Here is a 20042-nt window from a genome sequence, read left to right as displayed (position 1 = left end):
CGAGGCAACCCAAACTAAAACAGTTCAAACTTGAAACACATCATCACGCACTTGTAACGTCAACAAGACACTTGCAAAACTCAACAAAAATAACCTCAAAACACTGCTGAACAACAACCTGACCTACCGTTCAGGCGCCCTCTCCTCTACCGCCCACAAGCACCGAGATATGCGGCCCGCACCACTAGCCACAGCACTCGAGCCGGCAACCCCAACCCCATTAAAAACGATTTGTCGCGCATTGCATCGGTTCGACCTTGCCCGATGAAGTGCTGCCTTCAAATCCTCTGGGTGCACGGCAATGGGAGAAATTTGGCGACGCCACGGAGCCGCGACTGGGTGCAGTGATGGTGTTCTGGCGCGAATTGAAAAGCAGCGGCAAGGGGCACGTCGGGTTCTACACGGGTGAGGACAGTGGTGCGTATCGAATTCTCGGTGGCAATCAAACGGACAAGGTATGCCTGACCTGGGTGGGCAAAGATCGATTCGTCAAAGCACGTTGGCCCCATGGGGCAAGGTCCTTGGGCGGAGGTGACGCCATCGTTGTCATGGACAGGGCCAAGGATTTATCCACTAACGAAGCTTGAGTTTCTCACGGTGTCCAACATTGAACATTGAACCGGGCGTCTTGAAGGCGCCCGTTTTCTTTTGGGGTGGATCAAAATCAAATCGGCTCTGGTGCGCAACTGAGCTAACGTTGGCGAGGGACTTATCATCGAAACCTGACCTCTAATAAAAACAACCGAGGGTCGCGATCAGGCTATGAACATTCTTTACGATGAACGCGTCGACGGCGTTTTGCCCGACGTCGACAAAGCCGCCCTGCTCCAGGCGCTACGAGCGCGCTTGCCGGATCTGGACATCCTGCATCAGCAAGAAGAACTCAAACCGTATGAATGCGACGGGCTCTCCGCGTACCGCACGACGCCACTGCTGGTGGTGTTGCCGCGCCACCTCGACGAAGTCCAGGGCATCCTTCGCGTCTGCCATGAACGGCACGTCCCGGTGGTTGCCCGTGGCGCCGGCACCGGGTTGTCCGGCGGTGCATTACCGCTGGAAAAAGGCGTGCTGCTGGTGATGGCGCGTTTCAACAACATCCTGCACATCGACCCCGCTGCCCGCACTGCGCGGGTTCAGCCGGGGGTACGCAACCTGGCCATTTCCCAGGCCTCTGCACCGTTTGGCTTGTACTACGCGCCGGACCCGTCCTCGCAGATTGCCTGCTCCATTGGCGGCAACGTTGCCGAAAACGCCGGTGGTGTGCATTGCCTCAAGTACGGCTTGACCGTGCACAACCTGCTCAAGGTCGACATCCTGACCGTCGAGGGCGAACACCTGACGCTGGGCTCCGACGCGCTCGACTCGCCCGGCCTTGACCTGCTGGCCTTGTTCACCGGCTCCGAAGGCATGCTCGGGGTAATCACCGAGGTCACGGTCAAACTACTGCCCAAACCGCAAACCGCCAAAGTGCTGCTGGCCGCCTTCGATTCCGTGGAAAAGGCCGGGCGCGCGGTGGGTGACATCATTGCTGCCGGCATCATCCCCGGCGGCCTGGAGATGATGGATAACCTGGCGATTCGCGCCGCCGAGGACTTTATCCACGCGGGCTACCCCGTCGACGCCGAAGCCATTTTGCTCTGTGAACTCGATGGCGTTGAAGCCGACGTCCACGATGATTGCGACCGCGTGCGCCTGGTGCTGGAACAGGCCGGCGCCACCGAAGTCCGCCAGGCCCGCGATGAAGCCGAGCGCGTGCGGTTCTGGGCCGGGCGCAAGAATGCCTTCCCGGCCGTGGGACGCCTGTCGCCGGACTACTACTGCATGGACGGCACGATCCCGCGCCGCGAACTGCCCGGTGTACTGCGCGCTATCGCGTCACTCTCGGATGAATATGGCCTGCGGGTGGCCAACGTGTTCCACGCTGGCGACGGCAACATGCACCCGCTGATTTTGTTCGACGCCAATCAACCGGGCGAACTCGACCGCGCCGAAACCCTGGGCGGCAAGATCCTCGAGTTGTGCGTGAAGGTCGGCGGCAGCATTACCGGTGAACACGGCGTGGGTCGCGAGAAGATCAATCAGATGTGCGCGCAGTTCAACAGCGATGAGCTGACCGTGTTCCATGCGGTCAAAGCCGCCTTCGATCCGGGCGGCCTGCTCAACCCCGGCAAGAACATTCCGACCCTGCACCGCTGCGCCGAGTTTGGCGCGATGCACGTGCATATGGGGCAACTGCCCTTCCCTGATCTGGAGCGCTTCTGATGCGTAGCGAATACGACATGGATGACAGTGCCGCGCTGCTGGAGCAGGTCAACCAGGCGCTGCAAAACACCACGCCGTTGCGCATTCAGGGCTCCAACAGCAAGGCGTTCCTTGGACGCATCGTTGCCGGCGAAGTGCTCGACACGCGCACCCACCGAGGCATCGTCAGCTACGATCCGACCGAACTGGTGATCACCGTCCGCTGCGGCACACCGTTGTCAGAGCTGGCTGAGGTATTGGATGACGCACAACAGATGCTGCCGTGCGAACCGCCCTCCTTCGGCGAAGGCGCCACCGTTGGCGGCATGCTTGCCTGCGGCTTGTCGGGACCTCGGCGCCCGTGGTCGGGATCGGTCAGGGACTTTGTCCTCGGCACGCGGGTGATCACCGGGCACGGCAAGCATTTGCGCTTCGGTGGCGAAGTCATGAAGAACGTCGCCGGCTACGACCTGTCGCGCTTGATGGTCGGCAGTTACGGGGCGCTGGGGGTGGTGACTGAAGTGTCGCTCAAGGTGCTGCCCAAACCGCGTCAGTGCCTGAGCATCAGCCTGGACATGGACAGCGACCGCGCCTTGCTGCGCCTCGCGGAATGGGGCCAGCAGCCCTTGCCGGTCAGCGCCGCGTGCCACGACGGGCAACGCCTGCACCTGCGGCTTGAGGGCGGCGAAGGCTCGGTGGCGGCGGCCCATGACCGATTGGGCGGCGAGTTACTGGACGCGAGTTATTGGGCGGACCTCAACGAACATCGACTGAGCTTCTTTGATGAGGACCAACCCCTTTGGCGCTTGTCCCTGCCCCATAACACGCCCCGACTGTCCCTGCCCGGCGTTCAATTGATCGATTGGGGCGGCGCACAACGCTGGCTCAAGTCCGAGGCGCAAGCGCCGTTCATTCGCAAGATCGTCAGCGAGGTCGGTGGGCATGTGACCTGTTACAGCCACGGCCTGATCGACAGCCCGTTCCAGCCATTGCCTGCTGCACTGATGCGCTACCACCAGAACTTGAAACAGCAACTTGACCCGCGGGGCATTTTCAACCCCGGTCGCCTGTACGCGGAGTGTTGACCCATGCAAACCACACTCAGCGAACAGGCCCGCCAACTGCCCCGCGCCGAAGAAGCCGAAAGCATTCTGCGCACCTGCGTGCACTGCGGTTTTTGCAATGCGACCTGCCCGACCTATCAGTTGCTGGGCGATGAACTGGATGGGCCGAGAGGTCGCATCTACCTGATCAAGCAGGTGCTGGAAGGCAATGAAGTCACGCAAAAAACCCAGCAGCATCTGGACCGTTGCCTGTCGTGCCGCAACTGCGAAACCACCTGCCCCTCCGGCGTCGATTACCACAACTTGCTCGACATTGGTCGCGCAGTGGTGGACGCCGCCGTACCGCGCCCGCTCGAGCAACGCCTGTTGCGCGAAGGGTTGCGCCGCGTGGTGCCCAATCCGGGATTGTTCAAAGTACTGGTCAGCAGCGGTCAGGTGTTCCGTGCCTTGTTGCCGAACACCTTGCAGGCGAAGTTGCCTCGCCGCGTGTACCCGGCCAAACCGCGACCGACGGTGCGCCACGCCAGGCAGGTGTTGATACTGGAAGGTTGCGTGCAACCGGGGTTATCACCCAATACCAACGCTGCGACTGCACGGGTGCTGGATCGCCTCGGCATCAGCGTCCTACCGAGCCGCGAGGCCGGGTGCTGCGGCGCCGTCGATTATCACCTCGACGCCCAGACGGCCGGCCTCGATCGTGCACGGCACAATATCGATGCGTGGTGGCCGGCGATTGAAAACGGTGCTGAAGCCATCGTGCAAACGGCCAGCGGTTGCGGTGCATTCATCAAGGACTATGGTCACTTGCTCCGTAGCGATCCGGCCTATGCCGACAAGGCGAAAAAGGTCAGCGCACTGGCCAGGGACCTGGTCGAAGTGCTGCGCGATGAACCTCTGGAAACCCTCGGCATCCACAGCGACCAGCGCCTGGCGTTCCATTGCCCCTGCACCTTGCAGCACGCGCAAAAACTCGGTGGCGCGGTGGAAGCGCTGCTGACACGTCTGGGTTTCAACCTCACACCCGTGCCCGACGGCCACTTGTGTTGCGGCTCGGCGGGCACCTATTCGCTGACTCAACCGGAACTGTCCCGGCAACTGCGCGACAACAAGCTCAATGCGCTGGAGAGCGGGCATCCCGAAGTCATCGTCACCGCCAACATCGGCTGTCAGTCCCACCTCGACGGCGCGGGTCGAACCCCGGTCCGGCACTGGATAGAACTGGTGGAAGCCGCCCTGCCCTGATCACCTTTAGGAGCCATTGCCATGAAGAGTAAAGCCGTACTGAGCCAGGCCGAAGTCAGCCAGATCCTCGCCGCCGCCCGCGCTGAAGCACAGAACAATCAATGGGCCGTGACCATTGTGATTGTCGATGACGGCGGCCATCCCCTGGCGCTCGAACGCCTTGACGGGTGCGCGGCCAGCAGCGCCTACATCGCCACCGAAAAAGCGCGTACTTCGGCGTTGGGCCGGCGGGAATCGAAGGGTTATGAAGAGATGGTCAACGGGGGAAGGTTCGCCTTTTTATCGGCGCCGTTGCTGACGTCGCTTGAAGGTGGCGTGCCGATTGTTCACGACGGCCAGGTGATCGGCGCGGTGGGCGTGTCCGGGGTGAAGTCCGAACAGGATGCGCAAGTGGCCAGGGCCGGGGCGCAGTGCTTGAAGTAACGCCATAAAAGGTTCGGCACTATCAACCTGTGGCGAGGGGGCTTTTGTGGCGAGGGGGCTTGCCCCCGTTGGGCTGCGAAGCGGCCCCAAAAAATGGGACAGCTGCGCTGTCCAACGGGGGCAAGCCCCCTCGGCACAGGATCGTCGTCTCATCGGAAGTGCTTACTTGCGCGCCAACTTGTACCGAATGCACTCTTCATAAAAACTCTGCCGCACCGCCGCCGGTTTGAACCGCGACGGGCTGTCGTACGTCTGCTCGGTGATGCCCATGGCCATCATGTGCATCCACGGTTTGTTGAACTTGTAGGTCTGTACCTTCTTGCGAGCGGCATACAGCGACACCCCGGCCAACTTCAGTTCCTGGGCCCTGGCCGCCGTCCCGGCGCCCCAGTCGCACATGTATCGGTCATTGGCCACCAACTCCCTGGCCTGGGCCGCGCCGGCCATGCTCGCCAGGGTAAACGAGATCATCGTGATCGCTACATTGCGCAATTGCATTCCGCCTAACCACCTGAAAATAAAGTGATTTTGGCGACTGTTTTGCGCCAGCGGGGCCAGCAGTTTGCCTTATCCGCGAAAAAAATCCGGTACCGGGTTCAGCTTCCAGAAACCAGCCTGAGCCCGATAACACCGGCCAGAATCAGCACAATGCACGCGATCCTCAGCGCCGTGGTGGCATCCCCCAGCAGCGCCATGCCCAGAATCGCGGTGCCCGCCGCGCCGATACCGGTCCAGACTGCGTAAGCCGTTCCCACCGGCAATGTCCGTAGCGAGAGTGAAAGCAGAAAGACACTCGACAGGCCCGTGGCGGCCGCCAATAGTCCAGGGACTAACCGTGTGAACCCTTCCGAGCCCTTCATGTAGAACGCGAATGCGATTTCCAGAATGCCAGCGATGCCGAGCAGTGCCCATGCCATGTTGAGTGTCCTGTGAGAGAAGTTGAATCGCCAGGCGTGTTCGCCTGGCGAAACCGGGAGAGCGCTCTACTGTTGAGCCGCTGCGGGGGTGGAACGGAACGTCACGCCGAATCGGTTAAAGGCGTTCATCAGCCCGATTGCGTACGTCAGATCCGCCAATTCCTTATCACTGAACTCGGCCGCCGCCGCTTCATACTCAGCATCGGGAACGCCTGTTTCAGCGACACGGGTGACCGTTTCCGCCCAACCCAGTGCAATACGTTCACGGGCTGTGAACACCGCACCGGCATCGCGCCAAACCGGCACCAACACCAGTTTTTCGACGGCGACGCCGAGCTTGAGCAGATCGCGAGAATGCATGTCGATGCAGTAGGCGCAGCCATTGATTTGCGACACTCGCAGATAGACCAGGTCAATCAGTTCGTGGGAAAGACCGCTGTTTTGCAGGTAGACATACACCCCGCCAAAAGCCTTGTAGCCATCGGGTGCAGCCTTGGAGTAGTCGAGACGGTTGCTCATGATGAATCCTTCGTGTGTGCTGTAAGGGACTCCATCGTGCGGCGTCTTGGTCTAATTGATAAGGTCCATGATCGGCCTTGCGTCATGGGCCATAACCATCCGTTCATGGCCCATTCCATTACTCACTTCTTGGACCTTTGGCCTGGGTCATCCACTGCCTAGAATGACCCCTCGACTACGTACATTTATCAAGGGGCCAACCATGAACATCCTCCACGTAACGTGCAGCCCTCGCGGGGCGGTTTCCGAAAGCTATCGCCTGTCCAGCCACATCATTGCTCATTTGCTGAAGAACCATCCCACCGCAACCGTGATCAACCGGGTGGTGAGCGGCGACGCCATAGCGCAAGTCGACGAGCATTACGCACTGTCCCAACAATCGTCCGCCGATGTGTCCCGGGAAGGTTCCTTGGCCCAATCGGACATGCTGATCGATGAGCTGGAAAGTGCCGACATCGTGGTCATTGGCACCCCGATGCATAACTTCACCGTCCCCGCTGCGCTGAAAGTCTGGATCGACCATATCGCTCGTGTTCGCCGCACCTTCAATGTCGGCGCGCAGGGCAAAACCAGTGTGCTACGCGACCGTCCCGTCTATATCGGCGTGTCATCGGGCGGACGATTCTCAGGGGAAAACCCGCGTCAGCCAGACTTCCTGACGACGTACCTCAAAGCGGTTCTGGGCATGATCGGACTGCATGCACTAACGTTCTTCTCTGTTGAAGGCACCGCTTTGGGTCCGCAGGCTGTAGCGCTGGCCAGGAGCAAGACAGACCAAGCTGTGGAAGCGCATTTTTCCGCGCTTCGATGACCCTGAACTTCCTCGGGCAAAAATAGGGGCGCACTTTGACAGGCAGCAAACTGATCGTGAGCGGTGGATGAAGCCATGAACCAGCAGATCAAACGCTTCTCTCCCCTAGACCCGGGCTCCAGCGAACCGATCTACCGCCAGCTTTACTGGCGGTTCCGCAGCGCCATTACCGACGGTTTGCTCCTGCCGGGCGAACGCATTCCCGCCGCACGGGCGTTGGCCAAGGAACTGGGACTGGCGCGGGGCACCATCGATACCGCGTATTCACTCCTTACCGCCGAAGGGTTCCTCCAGTCTCGCGGTCAGGCCGGCACGGTTGTGGCGGAGGGCATCAACGTCAAGGCGCTGTCTGTGCGGGCGGCGCAAACCGCCAGCCCGGCGAACAGCCAGTCCATCCGGCACAAGGCGCCCATCCTGCCGTTCCAGATGGCCCTGCCCGCGCTGGATGCCTTCCCGAGGAAAGTCTGGGCGCAAATCGGCGCTCGTTGTGTTCGCGCCACGCAGATGGCGGACATGGCCAACCCGTCGGTGTACGGGCTGGACTCGCTGCGCTCGGCGATTGCCACTTACCTGCAAGTGGCGCGCGGCATCACCTGCTCGCCCGCGCAGGTGTTTGTCACTTCTGGCTACCGAAACTCGCTGTCGCTGATCACTCATGCACTGCTCAAACCGGGTGACCGCGTGCTCGTCGAAGACCCCGGCTACCTGCCTACCCGGCAATTGCTGGAGTACCTGCAAATCAAGGTTGCGCCGGTCCCCGTGGATGCGGACGGCATGCAGGTCACGCAAGGGATTCAGCGCACACCCGGCGCCCGCGCGGCTGTCGTCACGCCGGCCCATCAAAGCCCGCTGTGCGTCTCGCTGTCGTTGCCACGTCGCCTGGAATTGTTGGAGTGGGGCCTCCCGTCAGCAAGCATGGATTGTCGAGGACGACTACGACGGTGAGTACCGTTACATCAGCCGTCCGCTTCCTGCACTCAAGAGCCTGGATCGCGACGGTCGGGTGCTCTATTGCGGCACGTTCAGCAAAGTGTTGTTTCCCGGCATCCGCCTCGCGTACCTGGTGGTGCCGGAGGCGCAGGTCGAACGCTTCGAACAGGTCGGTCAGGTCTTCCTCGGTGGTTGCCCGGAACTGACCCAGGCCATCGTCGCCACGTTTGTGACCGAGGGACATTTCGCTCGCCATATCCAGCGCATGCGCAAACTCTACGGTGAACGCCGCGAGGCCACGGCGCGCGGGCTGAAGAAAGTCCTGGGCGATCGCATTCGCATCGATGCGCTGCCCGGCGGCATGCACCTGATTCTGCGTCTGACCGCGCCAACGTCCGACCGCGCACTGGTCGAGCGTCTGCAACAGGCGGGGATCTACGCCGAAGCCTTGTCCGACTTTCGTCTGCATGAAACGACCGAATCGGCGCTGCTGCTCGGGTTCGCCAACATCGATTCGCAAGCGGTGGCGGAACAACTGGGCAAACGTATTTTGGAGTTGCTGTAGACGTCGCGACAAACATGGCCCGCTTCAACAGGTCATTCTTGGCTCTTTTACCCGGACCGATGAGACGACACCCTGTGCGCTGATCCAGCTCCCAGGAAAATCCGATGCCGACACCTCCCCCACTTCGCAGCATTGCCGTGTTCTCCGGTTCCAACACCGGTTTCAATCCCGCGTACGTCGAGGGCGCCCAAGCCTTGGGGCGGGAAATCGCCAGGCGCGGCATTCGCCTGGTCTACGGCGGCACCGACAAAGGCCTGATGGGCGTGATGGCCGACACGGTGCTCGCCGGCGGTGGTGAAGTGGTCGGCATCATCACGCGCCTGCTGTCCGACCTCGGGCATCTGCACCCAGGACTGACCCGGCATGAAGTCACCCAGGACATGCGCAGCCGAAAGGCACGCATGAGCGAATGCGCCGATGCGTTCATCGCATTGCCGGGAGGCTTGGGGACATTTGAGGAGTTGTTTGAAGTCGCGACGCTGACTCAGTTGGGCGAACACCACAAAGGTGTCGCCTGCCTGAACATTGGTGATTTTTTCAACCCGGTGCGCAGCCTGCTCGAGCATGCGGTGAACGAAGGTTTCATGAAAACCGAACACCGCGACATGCTGATCTTCAGCACCGATCCGGCGGCGCTGATCGATGCGCTTGAGCAGTGGCAGGCGCCCACCGTGAGCAAATGGATCGGCGCCGTCAGCGCAGCGCCGCTTTCAACTCATTGACCCGCTCGTTCCAGGTGAAGTGATAGACGTTGGCAGGTGGCAACGGATGACATTTACCGTTATCCGCATCGGCCCCCACAACCGACCATTGGGCACGCGAGGTTTCGCCCAACTCACGGGCGGTCTGGGCGTTGAAACACTTCTCCAGCTCCTCGTCGGGGACCAGCGCGTACGTCTTGGGATGGTCGCGCAGCCATTGTGCCGCTTGCTCGATCGAGGAGCCGGCCATGCCGAAATGCACAATCGGTTGCCGGGCGTACAGCCAGTGACCCTCGCGCCAGTCGACCAGCACCAGTTCTGCGCCGCCGGTCAGGGTCGCAGCCTGCGCCATGATCGCGTTATGCGGGTTGGCCCCATCCCTGACCGGTTCGATGAAACCACGGGCGAACCACAGCGCAAACCAGATCACCGCCACCGCCTGGAACACCTGTCGACCGCGCGGGCGCTGGCTGAACCAACGCTTGAGCAACCACGGAATCAACGGTGCCGCCACCAACACCAACCCTGGCAGCGCCGGGTAGATGTACAACTTGCGCTTGCCGCTGCTGATGCAGAAAAACAGCACCACCAGCAGGACCCAACCCAGCAGCACCAACACCCGGCCGTCGTGCTTTTGTAACTGCCGACGCCACGCGGGCACCAGCCACGGCAGCGCCAGCACCAGCGGCAGCCAGTATTGCGGGATCACGTAAACGAAGAAGTACCAGAACGGTTCGCGGTGGTCCCAGGCCGCGGCATATCGCCCTGCAGTCTGACGCAACAGAATTTCCTTGGCGTAGGCGATTTCATCGGCGCCGCCATTGAGCACGATGGACAACGCCAGGGGCAGCAACCAGATCGCCGTGGCGCCCAACATCACTGCCAATCCCAGCCACCACTTGCGCGCCTCGCCCGGCATCGCCACCACGCCGGGCCAGTCTTTGCGCACCGCATAGGCATACGGAATCAACATCAGCGCCGGGACAAACCCGACGCCTTTGGTGATCACGCCCACGCCCATGGCGGCGCATCCAATGTAGAACCAGCGCCAGGCCGGGCCGAGCAACAAGTGACGCGCAAGACCGTAGAGGCCGACCGAGGTGAACAGCACCAAAAAGCTGTCGATCTGGCCGGTCTGCAAGATGCTGTAGGTCTGATAGGTAGCGAGATACAACAGAGCCGCGATCCGGCCGATGCGCTGGTTCCACAGACGTCGGCCCAAATCGTAGACCACCGCCGTAACAGTCACGCCGGACAACAGGCCAGGAATATAAAGGGCGATTGCAGGTTTGCCGGTCAGCCAAGTGAAGAACGCCACGGTCCACATGAAAATCGGCGGCTTGTCACCGTAGATCTCTGCCGCCCGGTGCGGAATCAGCCACGCGTTGTTGTGCAACATTTCCAGAGCGACGCCGAGGAACCGTTCCTCGTCGACATTCTGCGGCTGACGCAGCCCCAACCCTGCGCCGATCAGCAGCAGGGCCAGCAACATCAGGCCCAGGCACTCGACACCGGGTGATAGCGTTCTACGCATGTCTCATTCCTTCGCCGGGGTGTTTTTGGCAATCAGTTGTAAATTGCGCAGGTATACAATCGAGCCAAATGCCTGACCGGCAATGAACACCGGGTCCTGGCGGTAAATGGCATACGCGAGCAGCAGCGTGCTGCCGACGATGCTCAAGTACCAGAAACTCGTCGGGATCACGCTGCGCTTCTGGTATTCGCTGTACAACCATTGCAGGACAAAGCGGCCGGTGAAGGCGATCTGGCCAATGAAACCGACCGCCAGCCACAGGGTTTCGCGGGAGAGGTTCATCCTTCGATCTCCTGCGCCTTGGTGTTCAGGCGCGTGCGTTTGATCAGCCACCAGACCCCGACCAGATCAAGAATGCCCACCAGCGCCCGGTCGAGGTTGCCGTACTTGGACACCCCGGCGGTACGCGGGCGATGGTTGACCGGGTGGACGATCATTCGGCCGTTGTGACGCTGGATCAGCGCCGGCAAAAACCGGTGCATGTGGTCGAAGTACGGCAAGCGCAGAAACGCCGCCCGCTCGATCAGCTTGAGCCCGCAACCGGTGTCCGGTGTGGCGTCGTTGAGCATGCGCCGACGCAGTCCGTTGGCGAAGCGCGAGGCCCAGCGTTTACTGGCGGTGTCGCGGCGATTAACACGGTGACCGGCCACCAGTTGAACGTCGACCGGACCGTGACCGCCACGCACCAGTTGCAACATGCCGGGGATGTCCGCCGGGTCGTTCTGGCCGTCACCATCGAGCGTCGCCAGCCACTGCCCGCGCGCGGCAAGTGCGGCATGGTAAAGCGAGGTGCTTTGGCCCAACGAACGTTCATGGCACAGAATGCGCAGCGTGCTCAAACCGCTGTTTTTGATCTGCTGCAGTTCGTGCAGGGTGGCATCGGTGCTGCCATCGTCGACGACGATAATTTCGTACGCTTCATCCGCCAACGCCGCACGGATTTCCTCAATCAAGGGCTTGAGGTTGTTGGTTTCGTTTTTCGCCGGAATCAGGACCGATACGAAGATGTCTTGGCTCATAGGGTTCTCCCCCCGCTAATGGTTGGTATCAAGGGTGAACGCTTGATCGCTGATAAAAGTGCCGGTACCACTTCACAAACTCCGCCACACCGGTCTCGACCGCCACGCACGGGCGGAAGTCGACCCAGTCTGCCAACGCCGATACATCGGCCCAGGTCTTGATCACATCGCCCGCTTGCAGCGGCAAATAGTTGCGCCGTGCCTTGATGCCCAGCACGTTTTCCAGACACTCGACGAACGCCAGCAACGGCATCGGTTCGCCCCGTCCGATGTTGAAGATTCGGTTGGCGCCCTCGCCGGCACTGTCCGCCGTCGGCGGTTTGGGCCGCAGGCGCACGATGCTTTCGACGATGTCATCGATGTAGGTGAAATCCCGCGCCATTTCGCCGTGGTTATAGATGTCGATGGGTTCGTCGTTGAGCATCGCTCGGGTGAACTTGAACAGCGCCATGTCCGGCCGGCCCCAGGGTCCGTAAACGGTGAAAAACCGCAGGCCACTGGCGCGAATTCCGTAGAGATGGCAGTAGCTGTGCGCGAGCAGTTCATTCGCACGTTTGCTGGCGGCATACAGCGAAACCGGATGCTCGACGGCGTCTTCGACACTGAACGGCATCTTGCTGTTGGTGCCATACACAGAGCTGCTCGACGCATAGATCAAATGCTCGGGGCGATGGTGCCGGCAGGCTTCCAGCACATTCACAAAGCCCACCAGGTTCGATTGCGCGTAGACATCGGGGTTGTCCAGCGAATACCGAACGCCGGCCTGAGCGGCCAGGTGCACGACCTCGGTGAATCGATGCTCTTGGAAGAGCCCCATCAGGGCCGCTTTATCAACAATATCCAGTCGCTGAAAACGAAAACCCGACAACAACTCCAGCTCCTTGAGCCGTGCCTGTTTGAGCTCTACGCTGTAGTAGTCGTTGAGGTTATCGATACCGACGACGTCAAGACCTTGCTGGCACAGCCGTTTAACCGTGTGATAACCAATAAAACCGGCAGCGCCGGTAACCAGAACAGTCATAGCACCTCATTATTATTCGAAGCCCGATTCAACTTCATGCCCGGCGCCATTGATAAGTCCTTGAGGCCCGTGACATCGTTGACACGCCGCCCCGTTACCCTGCCTGTCCAATGGTGAAATCTTGTTACGTATTTATTTAAATTGTATGAAGGCGACAAGCGTACGGAATCGCGTCTTGGCGGCACTGATAAGCCTTGTCATTTGCGGCATGGCGAGTGCCGAACCAAGGCCTGCGAACATGGTGTATTTGCGCACCATCGACCCAAGCATCGAGCAGGACATGCGCTACGCCAGCGCCCACAATTTCACCGGGCACCGGCTCGACGGTTACGAGGCTGCCGAATGCCTGTTGTCCGAGGACACCGCCAAGGCCCTCGCCCGGGTCCAGGCGGAACTGCGCACGCAAGGCTACGGTTTGAAGGTATTCGACTGCTATCGACCCAGCCGCGCCGTCGCCGACATGGGGCGCTTCGCGACAGAACCGGGTGACCCGCACAAGGCCGAGTTCTATCCACGCGTGGACAAGCAGGACTTCTGGCGCCTGGGTTATGTGGCGCGGGTGTCGGGACACTCCAAGGGCTCAACCGTGGACCTGACGCTGATCGGCCCCGATGCGCTGCCGGCCGACATCTGGACTGCGACGGCGACACAAGTTGATTGCACCGCGCCCTATGAACAGCGCTGGCACGACGGCGCCCTGGATATGGGCACCGGTTTCGATTGCTTCGACGAGCGCGCACATACCGCCAACCCGACGATCAACGCCACCGCCAAGGACAACCGCCAACGCTTGAGCAGCGCCATGGAGAAAGAAGGGTTTGCCGGGTATTCGAAGGAATGGTGGCACTTCACGTTAATTGGCGAGGGCGCGCCGAAGGATGTGATGGACTTCCCGATTACACCGATGAGCGCCAGCGACACTATCGGCAGCAGCGGTCAGTTGATTGTGGTGACCAGCAAAAACTGGGATGACATTCAGGGCACCGCGCAGCGCTATGAACGTGAGGGGAAAACCTTTCGAAAGTACGGCGATGCCTTTCCCGTCGTCGTCGGCAAAAACGGTATGGGCTGGGGCAAAGGCGTGAGCAGGCTGGGTGATGTTGAAGGCCCGATCAAACGCGAAGGCGATGGAAAAGCACCGGCGGGGATCTTCAAACTGGGGACGGCGTTTGGTTTCGACACCACTGTCGACAGCCACCTGCCTTACCTCGCGCTGACACCGACCCTCGAATGCGTGGATGACAGCCAATCCAGTCAGTACAACAAACTGGTCGACGGCGCAGCGATGGCTACAGACTGGAACAGCTCGGAGCACATGCGCAACGAAGAGGGTTATCGCCAAGGCATTTTCATCGAGCACAACACCCCGGCCACGGCGGGTTCGGGCTCATGCATTTTCTTCCACATCTGGCGCGGCCCCGCTTCGCCGACGGCGGGCTGTACGGCCATGGATCAGGGGGATATTGCTGCGTTGCTCAAGTGGCTCGACCCTCGCGAGTCGCCGCTGCTGGTGCAGATGCCGGAGGTGCAGTACGAGCAGTTTCGTGAGGAGTGGGCGTTGCCGTGATGTTGGTGGAGGTTGGATTGAATCAACTGGAGAAGCACTTTTATTACAACTTGCGGGCAGCCAAATTAACGGAACTATTGAGTGCAACGGCCATAGAAAACAACCTGATCAAATGTCAGGGGTATTCCTGTCTGGCATGTAATACGGTCACAATCTCAATTCGATCCGTCACTCGATAGACCACCAAGTAATTGGGGTGTACAACAATTTCCCGCGTACCGGGTACACGACCAAATCGATAAAGGTAGGGATGTTGGGGAAGCGCTGAGGTAGCAACTTCAATGGCCTGGTACAACTCACTTGCTGCTACAAAGTGGCGGTCGCCGATGTAATCCAGGATTTGCCAGAGTTCAGCCCGAGCTTCGGGCCGCCACTCAACCAGCATCGCGTTTATTGCGCTTGGATTCGATCAAAGCTCGCATATCAGCCATCACCTGATCGTGTGGGACATTCGGGCGTGGATCATCGAGCGAGGCTTGCACTTTGGCACGAAACCAATGGTCATAACTGACAGCTTTTTCTTCGGTTTCAAACTCTGAAACGATAGGGGAAAGTTCGGCGCTCATTGTGACCTCCGGGTCCGATGTTTAGCAGTTTAATCGGTAAGTGGCTCGCTGTCGTTGCTGGCAAGATGAAGGGCACCTCTACCCCCCAGACAGTCGACTCTCTTTTACAGGGTTGCAGCCAACACCCTACCCGCCTCGCTTCCGAGTGCCAACCCTCAAACCTTGTGGGATGGTTCTTGGATTTTCTGAAAACCGTCACATGTCTTACGGTGCTTGTTTAATTACATTCTTCCCGCCAGCTACAAGGACTTAGGCCTTTACCTACGACATCGCCTGAATCCACCGGCCTGTGCCTCTATAGTCTGCCCTTCAAATCAAGGCAATACGTGTAATACCCCCCATCACGCACATACCCCAACGCCTCATACAACCGCTGCGCACCCACATTGTCCGTGGCGGTTTCCAGCACCATGCCCTTGGCACCGCTCAACACCGCAAACTCACGGGCGGTGTTCATCAGCAACGTCCCCACCCCTGACCCACGGGCCTCGGGGGTGGTGAACAGGTCGCTGAGCAACCAGGTGCGGTGGGCGTCGATGGAGGAAAACGTCGGGTACAACTGCACGAAACCCAACGCGTGGCCCGCGGCGTCTTCGGCGAGAAAAATCGCCGATTCGTCGCGGGTAATGCGTTCGGCGATGAAATCCCGGGACTGGGTCAGGTTCGAAGGCTGGCCGTAGAAACCTCGGTAGGCGTCGAAAAGGCGCGCCACCTTGTCGAGATGACTGGCGTCGACGCGCAGGGCTTGTACGACCATTTTGGAGATCCCTCGACAGTTGGATTACTTCGGCTGCGCCACAGTGCGCAAGTACGGCTTGATGGTTTTGAAACCGTCCGGGTATTTTTTCCGCGCGTCTTCATCGGACACTGAGGTAGGGATGATCACGTCTTCTCCCGGACGCCAGTTCACCGGTGTGGCGACGGTGTGCCTGGCGTTCAATTGCAGGGAATCGAGCAGACGCAGTACTTCATCGAAGTTACGCCCGGCACTCATCGGGTAGATGAGCATGGCCTTGACCTTTTTGTCCGGGCCGATGATGAACACCGAACGCACGGTGGCGTTGTCGACGGCAGTGCGGGTGCCGCCACTGGCATTCGGGTGGATCATGTCGTAGAGCTTCGCCACCACCAGGTTTTCGTCACCGATCATCGGGTAATTGACCGCGTGCCCCTGGGTTTCTTCGATGTCCTTGGCCCAGCTTGCATGGTTGCTGACCGGGTCGACGCTGAGGCCGACGATCTTGGTGTTGCGCTTGTCGAACTCGGGCTTGAGCCCGGCCATATAGCCCAGTTCGGTGGTGCAAACCGGGGTGAAGTCCTTGGGGTGCGAAAACAGGATGGCCCACTTGTCGCCAATCCATTCGTGGAAATGCAGCGTGCCTTCGGTGCTCTCGACGGTAAAGTCCGGTGCCTCGTCGCCAATGCGGATTGCCATGTTCGTTCTCCTTACTGTGGGGTCGTAGGGAAAACCGTCGGAGTACTGGGTGCGTCTCCAACGGCATTCAGGATCGGTGTTGAACCTGCCAACGCGCAACAGTATAGGAGACGATGCGAGACAAGGCCGTTACCGCTAAAACCAGCCTCAAAAACACAAAACAGCCAGATCGACACTGCGTCGATCTGGCTGTTGTTGAGCAAAAAACAACGTCATTAAACCCGGACGTTGCGCCCCGGCAGCGTCGAGCGCTGGCTGTTTTCCCAATCCTGCACCAGACCGACCGGTGCATCCGAGGCCGGCAGCATGTTGCGCCCGCGCACCAGATCGCTGGCGCGCTCGGCGAGCATGATGGTCGGCGCGTTGAGGTTGCCATTCGGCTCGGTCGGGAACACTGACGAGTCGATCACGCGCAACCCGGCGATGCCATGCACACGCAATTCGGAATCCACCACCGCCATGTCGTCCTCGCCCATGCGGCACGAGCCGCACGGATGGTAGGTGCTTTCGAGGTTGTCACGCACGAAGGCGTCGAGCTCTTCATCGGTGTTCACCAGCGGGCCGGGGGCGATTTCGCCGTCGCGGAAACGGTCCATGGCTTTTTGGCCGATGATCTCCCGGGTCAGGCGGATGCAGCGGCGGAAGCCTTCGCGATCCTCTTCCCGTTGCAGGTAATTGAACTGGATTTGCGGATGCTCGTACGGGTCGGCCGAAACCGCGCGCACATAGCCGCGGCTCTTGGGTTTGTTCGGCCCGGTGAGCACCATGAAGCCGTGACCCTTGATCGGTTTGTTGCCGTCGTAACGCATGGCGGCGGGCAGGAAGTGGAACTGGATGTCCGGCCAGCGCAGGCCCTTGTCCGAGCGAATGAAACCACCGGCCTCGAAATGGTTGGTGGCGCCGAGCCCGTCCTTGAACAGCAGCCAGCGCAGGCCGATCATCAGTTTGCTCAGCGGGTCCATTTTGCTGTTGAGGGTCACCGGTTCCTTGCAGCCGAACTGGATGTACACCTCGGCGTGATCCTGCAGGTTCTCCCCTACCCCCGGCAGGTCATGGCGCACGCCGATCCCGGCTTTGCGCAGGACGTCGGCCGGGCCGATACCGGAGCGTTGCAGCAAGTGCGGCGAACCGATAGGGCCCGAGGAAATCAGCACTTCGCGGTTGCAGTAAACCTGGTGGGTCTGGCCATCGTGGTCATACATGACACCGACCGCGCGTTTGCCTTCAAGGATGATCTGCCGGGTCATCGCGTGGGTGATCACCGTCAAGTTCGGACGGCCCATGGCCGGGCGCAAATAGGCGTTGGCCGTGGAGCAGCGCACGCCGTTTTTCACGGTCATGTGCATGGCACCGAACCCTTCCTGCATGTAGCCGTTGCAGTCTTCGGTCTTGATGTAACCGGCTTCGGCGCCGGCATCGACCCACGCCCCATACAGCGGGTTTTTCATGTGGTTGCCGTTGGTGGTGTGCAACGGCCCGGTGCCGCCGCGATAGCCGTCGCCACCCTCCTCGTAATGCTCTGCCCGTTTGAAATACGGCAGGCAATTGCGGTAGCCCCAGCCTTGCGCACCGAGGGATTCCCACTCGTCGAAGTCATAGGCGTGGCCACGGATGTAGACCAGGCCGTTGATCGACGACGAACCGCCCAGCACCTTGCCTCGTGGGCAATGGATGCGCCGTCCGTTGAGGTACGGCTCTGGCTCGGTTTCGTAGCGCCAGTTGTATTTCTTGGTGTTCATCGGGATCGAGAAGGCGCTCGGCATCTGGATTACCACGCTGCGGTCACTGCCACCGAATTCCAGCACCAACACCGAAGTCGCCGGGTCTTCGCTCAAGCGGTTGGCCAACACACAACCTGCGGAGCCGGCGCCAATGATGATGTAGTCGTATTTTTGCGTCGCCATGGTTATCTCCCGGCTTCCGATTCGTTGAAAACAGGCGTCGAGCGAAAGGTCAGCGAGTCGCCAGTGGTGTATTGCGGAGAGGTTTTCTCGATGTGCTGGATCACGGTTTCTTCGCGCTTGAGATCAATCGAGCGGCTGAACCAGTAGTACACCAGGCCCGAGACGATCAGCCCGACCAGCCAGGCGATGTCGATGCTGCCCAACGCTTTGGCGAGCGGGCCGACATAGACTTCGCGCTGCTCGACGCCGTCGTAGATGTAGAAGAACGGGATCATCGACACGAAACCGATGGCGTACGCGGCGATGCCACGCAGGCCCCAGCTGCCATAGATGTTGCCGTGGGGCATGAAGAAGTGCGGGATGGCGTAGCGGCCTTTGCGCACGAAGAAGTAGTCCGTCAGGTTGACCGAGGTCCAGGGCACCAGGAAGTACAGCATCACCACCAGGTAGATCCCCAGCACCGACAAGCCTTTGCCCGAACTCTGGATGCTCAGGGCCACGCCGAGTTGCAGCAGGATCACAAAACCGATCGCCAGGATGCGTGCCTTGCGGGTCGGTTCGATGTGCTTGATGGAGTCGACGCAGGTCAGCGTGGTCAGTTTCGCACTGTAGATGTTCATCGCGATCACCGGCAGGAACGCGAGGATGGTGATCACCACCACCGCGGTGCCGATCAGTGGCGAGACGACGTTGCCGACCTGTCCGAGGGCGACCAGCACGTCCGTGGAATGCAGGTGATCAGCCAACCAGCCACCGACCGAAATCATCCATGCGCCGGACAACGATGCGCCAAGAAACACCACGGCAATCAGCTTGCCGCTGGAGGTGTTCTTCGGCAGGTAACGGGAATAATCGGACACGTACGGGGCGTAGGCGATGTTGTAACTCGCCGCCGCCGCAAACTGGGCGATGAAACCGGTCCAGTTGAAGCCCAACGGCGCCGGCGCGACTTCACCGGCAGCCAGTACCGGCATCGCGGCATCCGGCACCCAGCCCATCATCACCGCCAGCGTCACCAGGCCATACAGCGGAATCGACAGGTACAACGCCCATTTGAAGCTGCGGTGCATCCAGTCATGACCGAGGATCGCCAGGACCGCTGCCGGGATCGTCACCGCCACCGCAATCGCCCAGGGATGGAAGCCGAATAGCGTGTGCAACCCCTGCATCATCAACACCAGATTGACGATGTTGAACCCGGCAAACACAAACAGCGTCGCCAGCAATACGAGGATCACACCGCGATAGCCGAACTGCGCCCGCGACTGGATCATTTGCGGCAAGCCCAAGTGCGGGCCCTGTGAACCATGGAACGCCATGAACAGCGTGCCGAACATGATGCCCAGCGTGCCGGCGAGTGTGGTCCAAAGCGCGGTCAGGCCGACGCTTGGGCCGACGAAGCCGATGGTCATGGTGAAGAAAGTGAAATTGCCGAGGAACCAGAACGGGCCTTGGCTCGACAGTTTGTCGGTGCGTTCGTGTTCCGGGATGAAGTCGATCGAATGGCTTTCGACGATCGGTTTGTCGTCGAGAAGCGACACGCTAGGAGCGGCTTTGGCGTCAGTGTTCATGATGGACTCTTA

At 60.3% G+C, this 20042-nt stretch carries 21 protein-coding genes and 1 pseudogene; 9 read left to right on the top strand and 13 right to left on the bottom strand.

The window, feature by feature from the left end; all coding sequences use genetic code 11:
• The first annotated feature begins 257 nt into the window (after positions 1-257).
• The 5 genes from ACWKV5_RS24125 (at position 258) to ACWKV5_RS24105 (ending at position 4970) form a co-directional block, all read left to right on the top strand.
• Positions 258-587, top strand: a complete 330-nt coding sequence (locus ACWKV5_RS24125) for a C40 family peptidase (RefSeq protein WP_483843297.1) — start codon at positions 258-260, stop codon at positions 585-587.
• A gap of 175 nt (positions 588-762) precedes the next feature.
• Positions 763-2262: a glycolate oxidase subunit GlcD gene (gene glcD / locus ACWKV5_RS24120; protein WP_483843296.1), complete on the top strand. Its 1500-nt coding sequence runs from the start codon at positions 763-765 to the stop codon at positions 2260-2262.
• Entirely contained in the window at positions 2262-3326 is a 1065-nt protein-coding gene (glcE, locus tag ACWKV5_RS24115; protein ID WP_483843295.1) for a glycolate oxidase subunit GlcE, read from the top strand. The genes glcD and glcE overlap by 1 nt, the downstream gene beginning before the upstream one ends.
• Positions 3327-3329: 3 nt before the next feature.
• The gene (glcF, locus tag ACWKV5_RS24110) at positions 3330-4547 is read left to right on the top strand and encodes a glycolate oxidase subunit GlcF (protein WP_483843294.1); all 1218 of its coding nucleotides are present in this window, start codon (positions 3330-3332) and stop codon (positions 4545-4547) included.
• Positions 4548-4568: 21 nt separating this feature from the next.
• Entirely contained in the window at positions 4569-4970 is a 402-nt protein-coding gene (locus ACWKV5_RS24105; protein ID WP_483843293.1) for a heme-binding protein, read from the top strand.
• A gap of 162 nt (positions 4971-5132) precedes the next feature.
• Here the strand turns inward: ACWKV5_RS24105 and ACWKV5_RS24100 are convergent, their stop codons facing one another.
• The 3 genes from ACWKV5_RS24100 to ACWKV5_RS24090 all read right to left on the bottom strand — a co-directional run bounded on the left by ACWKV5_RS24100 (position 5133) and on the right by ACWKV5_RS24090 (position 6406).
• Positions 5133-5462 (bottom strand): hypothetical protein, encoded by a 330-nt coding sequence (locus ACWKV5_RS24100; protein WP_483843320.1) that lies wholly within the window; start codon positions 5460-5462, stop codon positions 5133-5135.
• A 104-nt stretch (positions 5463-5566) separates the two neighbouring features.
• A complete protein-coding gene (locus ACWKV5_RS24095; RefSeq protein ID WP_483843292.1) occupies positions 5567-5887 on the bottom strand; it encodes a DMT family transporter in 321 nt (106 codons plus the stop codon).
• A 66-nt stretch (positions 5888-5953) separates the two neighbouring features.
• Positions 5954-6406: a carboxymuconolactone decarboxylase family protein gene (locus tag ACWKV5_RS24090; RefSeq protein ID WP_483843291.1), complete on the bottom strand. Its 453-nt coding sequence runs from the start codon at positions 6404-6406 to the stop codon at positions 5954-5956.
• A gap of 202 nt (positions 6407-6608) precedes the next feature.
• Between ACWKV5_RS24090 and ACWKV5_RS24085 the strand changes: the two genes are divergently transcribed.
• The 3 genes and pseudogenes from ACWKV5_RS24085 to ACWKV5_RS24075 all read left to right on the top strand — a co-directional run bounded on the left by ACWKV5_RS24085 (position 6609) and on the right by ACWKV5_RS24075 (position 9434).
• Positions 6609-7217 carry an FMN-dependent NADH-azoreductase gene (locus ACWKV5_RS24085; RefSeq protein ID WP_483843290.1) on the top strand — a complete coding sequence of 203 codons (609 nt, stop codon included), beginning with the start codon at positions 6609-6611 and terminating at the stop codon, positions 7215-7217.
• A gap of 75 nt (positions 7218-7292) precedes the next feature.
• Positions 7293-8712 (top strand): annotated as a pseudogene (gene pdxR, locus ACWKV5_RS24080) (MocR-like pyridoxine biosynthesis transcription factor PdxR).
• Between the two features lie 104 nt (positions 8713-8816).
• Positions 8817-9434: an LOG family protein gene (locus tag ACWKV5_RS24075; protein ID WP_483843289.1), complete on the top strand. Its 618-nt coding sequence runs from the start codon at positions 8817-8819 to the stop codon at positions 9432-9434.
• Here ACWKV5_RS24075 and ACWKV5_RS24070 read toward each other — a convergent pair.
• Genes ACWKV5_RS24070 through ACWKV5_RS24055 form a run of 4 tightly spaced genes read right to left on the bottom strand, consistent with a single transcriptional unit; the run spans position 9406 to position 12987 of the window.
• Complete coding sequence (locus tag ACWKV5_RS24070) at positions 9406-10947, bottom strand: ArnT family glycosyltransferase (protein WP_483843288.1); 1542 nt, start codon at positions 10945-10947, stop codon at positions 9406-9408. The genes ACWKV5_RS24075 and ACWKV5_RS24070 overlap by 29 nt on opposite strands.
• 3 nt (positions 10948-10950) lie before the next feature.
• On the bottom strand, positions 10951-11229 hold the full coding sequence (locus ACWKV5_RS24065) for a lipid-A-disaccharide synthase N-terminal domain-containing protein (protein WP_483843287.1): 279 nt from the start codon (positions 11227-11229) through the stop codon (positions 10951-10953).
• Positions 11226-11966: a glycosyltransferase gene (locus ACWKV5_RS24060; protein WP_483843286.1), complete on the bottom strand. Its 741-nt coding sequence runs from the start codon at positions 11964-11966 to the stop codon at positions 11226-11228. Before ACWKV5_RS24060 ends, ACWKV5_RS24065 begins: the two co-directional genes overlap by 4 nt.
• Positions 11967-11994: 28 nt before the next feature.
• A complete protein-coding gene (locus ACWKV5_RS24055; protein WP_483843285.1) occupies positions 11995-12987 on the bottom strand; it encodes an NAD-dependent epimerase in 993 nt (330 codons plus the stop codon).
• A 145-nt stretch (positions 12988-13132) separates the two neighbouring features.
• Here ACWKV5_RS24055 and ACWKV5_RS24050 point away from each other — a divergent pair, with 145 nt between their 5' ends.
• Positions 13133-14554 (top strand): M15 family metallopeptidase, encoded by a 1422-nt coding sequence (locus ACWKV5_RS24050; RefSeq protein WP_483843284.1) that lies wholly within the window; start codon positions 13133-13135, stop codon positions 14552-14554.
• A 115-nt stretch (positions 14555-14669) separates the two neighbouring features.
• Here ACWKV5_RS24050 and ACWKV5_RS24045 read toward each other — a convergent pair whose 3' ends face one another.
• From ACWKV5_RS24045 to ACWKV5_RS24020, 6 genes are all read right to left on the bottom strand, one after another.
• Positions 14670-14939, bottom strand: a complete 270-nt coding sequence (locus ACWKV5_RS24045) for a type II toxin-antitoxin system RelE/ParE family toxin (RefSeq protein ID WP_483843283.1) — start codon at positions 14937-14939, stop codon at positions 14670-14672.
• Complete coding sequence (gene relB, locus ACWKV5_RS24040; protein WP_483843282.1) at positions 14929-15120, bottom strand: type II toxin-antitoxin system RelB family antitoxin; 192 nt, start codon at positions 15118-15120, stop codon at positions 14929-14931. Before relB ends, ACWKV5_RS24045 begins: the two co-directional genes overlap by 11 nt.
• Positions 15121-15415: 295 nt before the next feature.
• Entirely contained in the window at positions 15416-15877 is a 462-nt protein-coding gene (locus ACWKV5_RS24035; RefSeq protein WP_483843281.1) for a GNAT family N-acetyltransferase, read from the bottom strand.
• A 24-nt stretch (positions 15878-15901) separates the two neighbouring features.
• Positions 15902-16555: a peroxiredoxin gene (locus tag ACWKV5_RS24030; protein ID WP_483843280.1), complete on the bottom strand. Its 654-nt coding sequence runs from the start codon at positions 16553-16555 to the stop codon at positions 15902-15904.
• 215 nt (positions 16556-16770) lie between these two features.
• Positions 16771-18459 (bottom strand): choline dehydrogenase, encoded by a 1689-nt coding sequence (betA, locus tag ACWKV5_RS24025; protein WP_483843279.1) that lies wholly within the window; start codon positions 18457-18459, stop codon positions 16771-16773.
• A gap of 2 nt (positions 18460-18461) precedes the next feature.
• Positions 18462-20030 carry a purine-cytosine permease family protein gene (locus ACWKV5_RS24020; protein WP_483843278.1) on the bottom strand — a complete coding sequence of 523 codons (1569 nt, stop codon included), beginning with the start codon at positions 20028-20030 and terminating at the stop codon, positions 18462-18464.
• Between the last annotated feature and the right edge of the window lie 12 nt (positions 20031-20042).

It is taken from the genome of Pseudomonas oplopanacis (assembly GCF_057128725.1).
The sequence above is the reverse complement of the archived record's forward strand: the minus strand, read 5'-3'. Positions and strand labels throughout refer to the sequence as shown.

Excerpts from the sequence above, each read along its gene's own strand:
- glcF (WP_483843294.1), top strand. The coding sequence starts at position 3,330 with ATGCAAACCACACTCAGCGAACAGGCCCGCCAACTGCCCCGCGCCGAA.
- ACWKV5_RS24065 (WP_483843287.1), bottom strand. The coding sequence starts at position 11,229 with ATGAACCTCTCCCGCGAAACCCTGTGGCTGGCGGTCGGTTTCATTGGC.
- ACWKV5_RS24105 (WP_483843293.1), top strand. The coding sequence starts at position 4,569 with ATGAAGAGTAAAGCCGTACTGAGCCAGGCCGAAGTCAGCCAGATCCTC.
- ACWKV5_RS24085 (WP_483843290.1), top strand. The coding sequence starts at position 6,609 with ATGAACATCCTCCACGTAACGTGCAGCCCTCGCGGGGCGGTTTCCGAA.
- ACWKV5_RS24030 (WP_483843280.1), bottom strand. The coding sequence starts at position 16,555 with ATGGCAATCCGCATTGGCGACGAGGCACCGGACTTTACCGTCGAGAGC.
- betA (WP_483843279.1), bottom strand. The coding sequence starts at position 18,459 with ATGGCGACGCAAAAATACGACTACATCATCATTGGCGCCGGCTCCGCA.
- ACWKV5_RS24045 (WP_483843283.1), bottom strand. The coding sequence starts at position 14,939 with ATGCTGGTTGAGTGGCGGCCCGAAGCTCGGGCTGAACTCTGGCAAATC.
- ACWKV5_RS24055 (WP_483843285.1), bottom strand. The coding sequence starts at position 12,987 with ATGACTGTTCTGGTTACCGGCGCTGCCGGTTTTATTGGTTATCACACG.
- ACWKV5_RS24050 (WP_483843284.1), top strand. The coding sequence starts at position 13,133 with ATGAAGGCGACAAGCGTACGGAATCGCGTCTTGGCGGCACTGATAAGC.
- ACWKV5_RS24070 (WP_483843288.1), bottom strand. The coding sequence starts at position 10,947 with ATGCGTAGAACGCTATCACCCGGTGTCGAGTGCCTGGGCCTGATGTTG.
- ACWKV5_RS24020 (WP_483843278.1), bottom strand. The coding sequence starts at position 20,030 with ATGAACACTGACGCCAAAGCCGCTCCTAGCGTGTCGCTTCTCGACGAC.
- glcD (WP_483843296.1), top strand. The coding sequence starts at position 763 with ATGAACATTCTTTACGATGAACGCGTCGACGGCGTTTTGCCCGACGTC.
- ACWKV5_RS24060 (WP_483843286.1), bottom strand. The coding sequence starts at position 11,966 with ATGAGCCAAGACATCTTCGTATCGGTCCTGATTCCGGCGAAAAACGAA.
- glcE (WP_483843295.1), top strand. The coding sequence starts at position 2,262 with ATGCGTAGCGAATACGACATGGATGACAGTGCCGCGCTGCTGGAGCAG.
- ACWKV5_RS24090 (WP_483843291.1), bottom strand. The coding sequence starts at position 6,406 with ATGAGCAACCGTCTCGACTACTCCAAGGCTGCACCCGATGGCTACAAG.
- ACWKV5_RS24075 (WP_483843289.1), top strand. The coding sequence starts at position 8,817 with ATGCCGACACCTCCCCCACTTCGCAGCATTGCCGTGTTCTCCGGTTCC.
- relB (WP_483843282.1), bottom strand. The coding sequence starts at position 15,120 with ATGAGCGCCGAACTTTCCCCTATCGTTTCAGAGTTTGAAACCGAAGAA.
- ACWKV5_RS24095 (WP_483843292.1), bottom strand. The coding sequence starts at position 5,887 with ATGGCATGGGCACTGCTCGGCATCGCTGGCATTCTGGAAATCGCATTC.
- ACWKV5_RS24035 (WP_483843281.1), bottom strand. The coding sequence starts at position 15,877 with ATGGTCGTACAAGCCCTGCGCGTCGACGCCAGTCATCTCGACAAGGTG.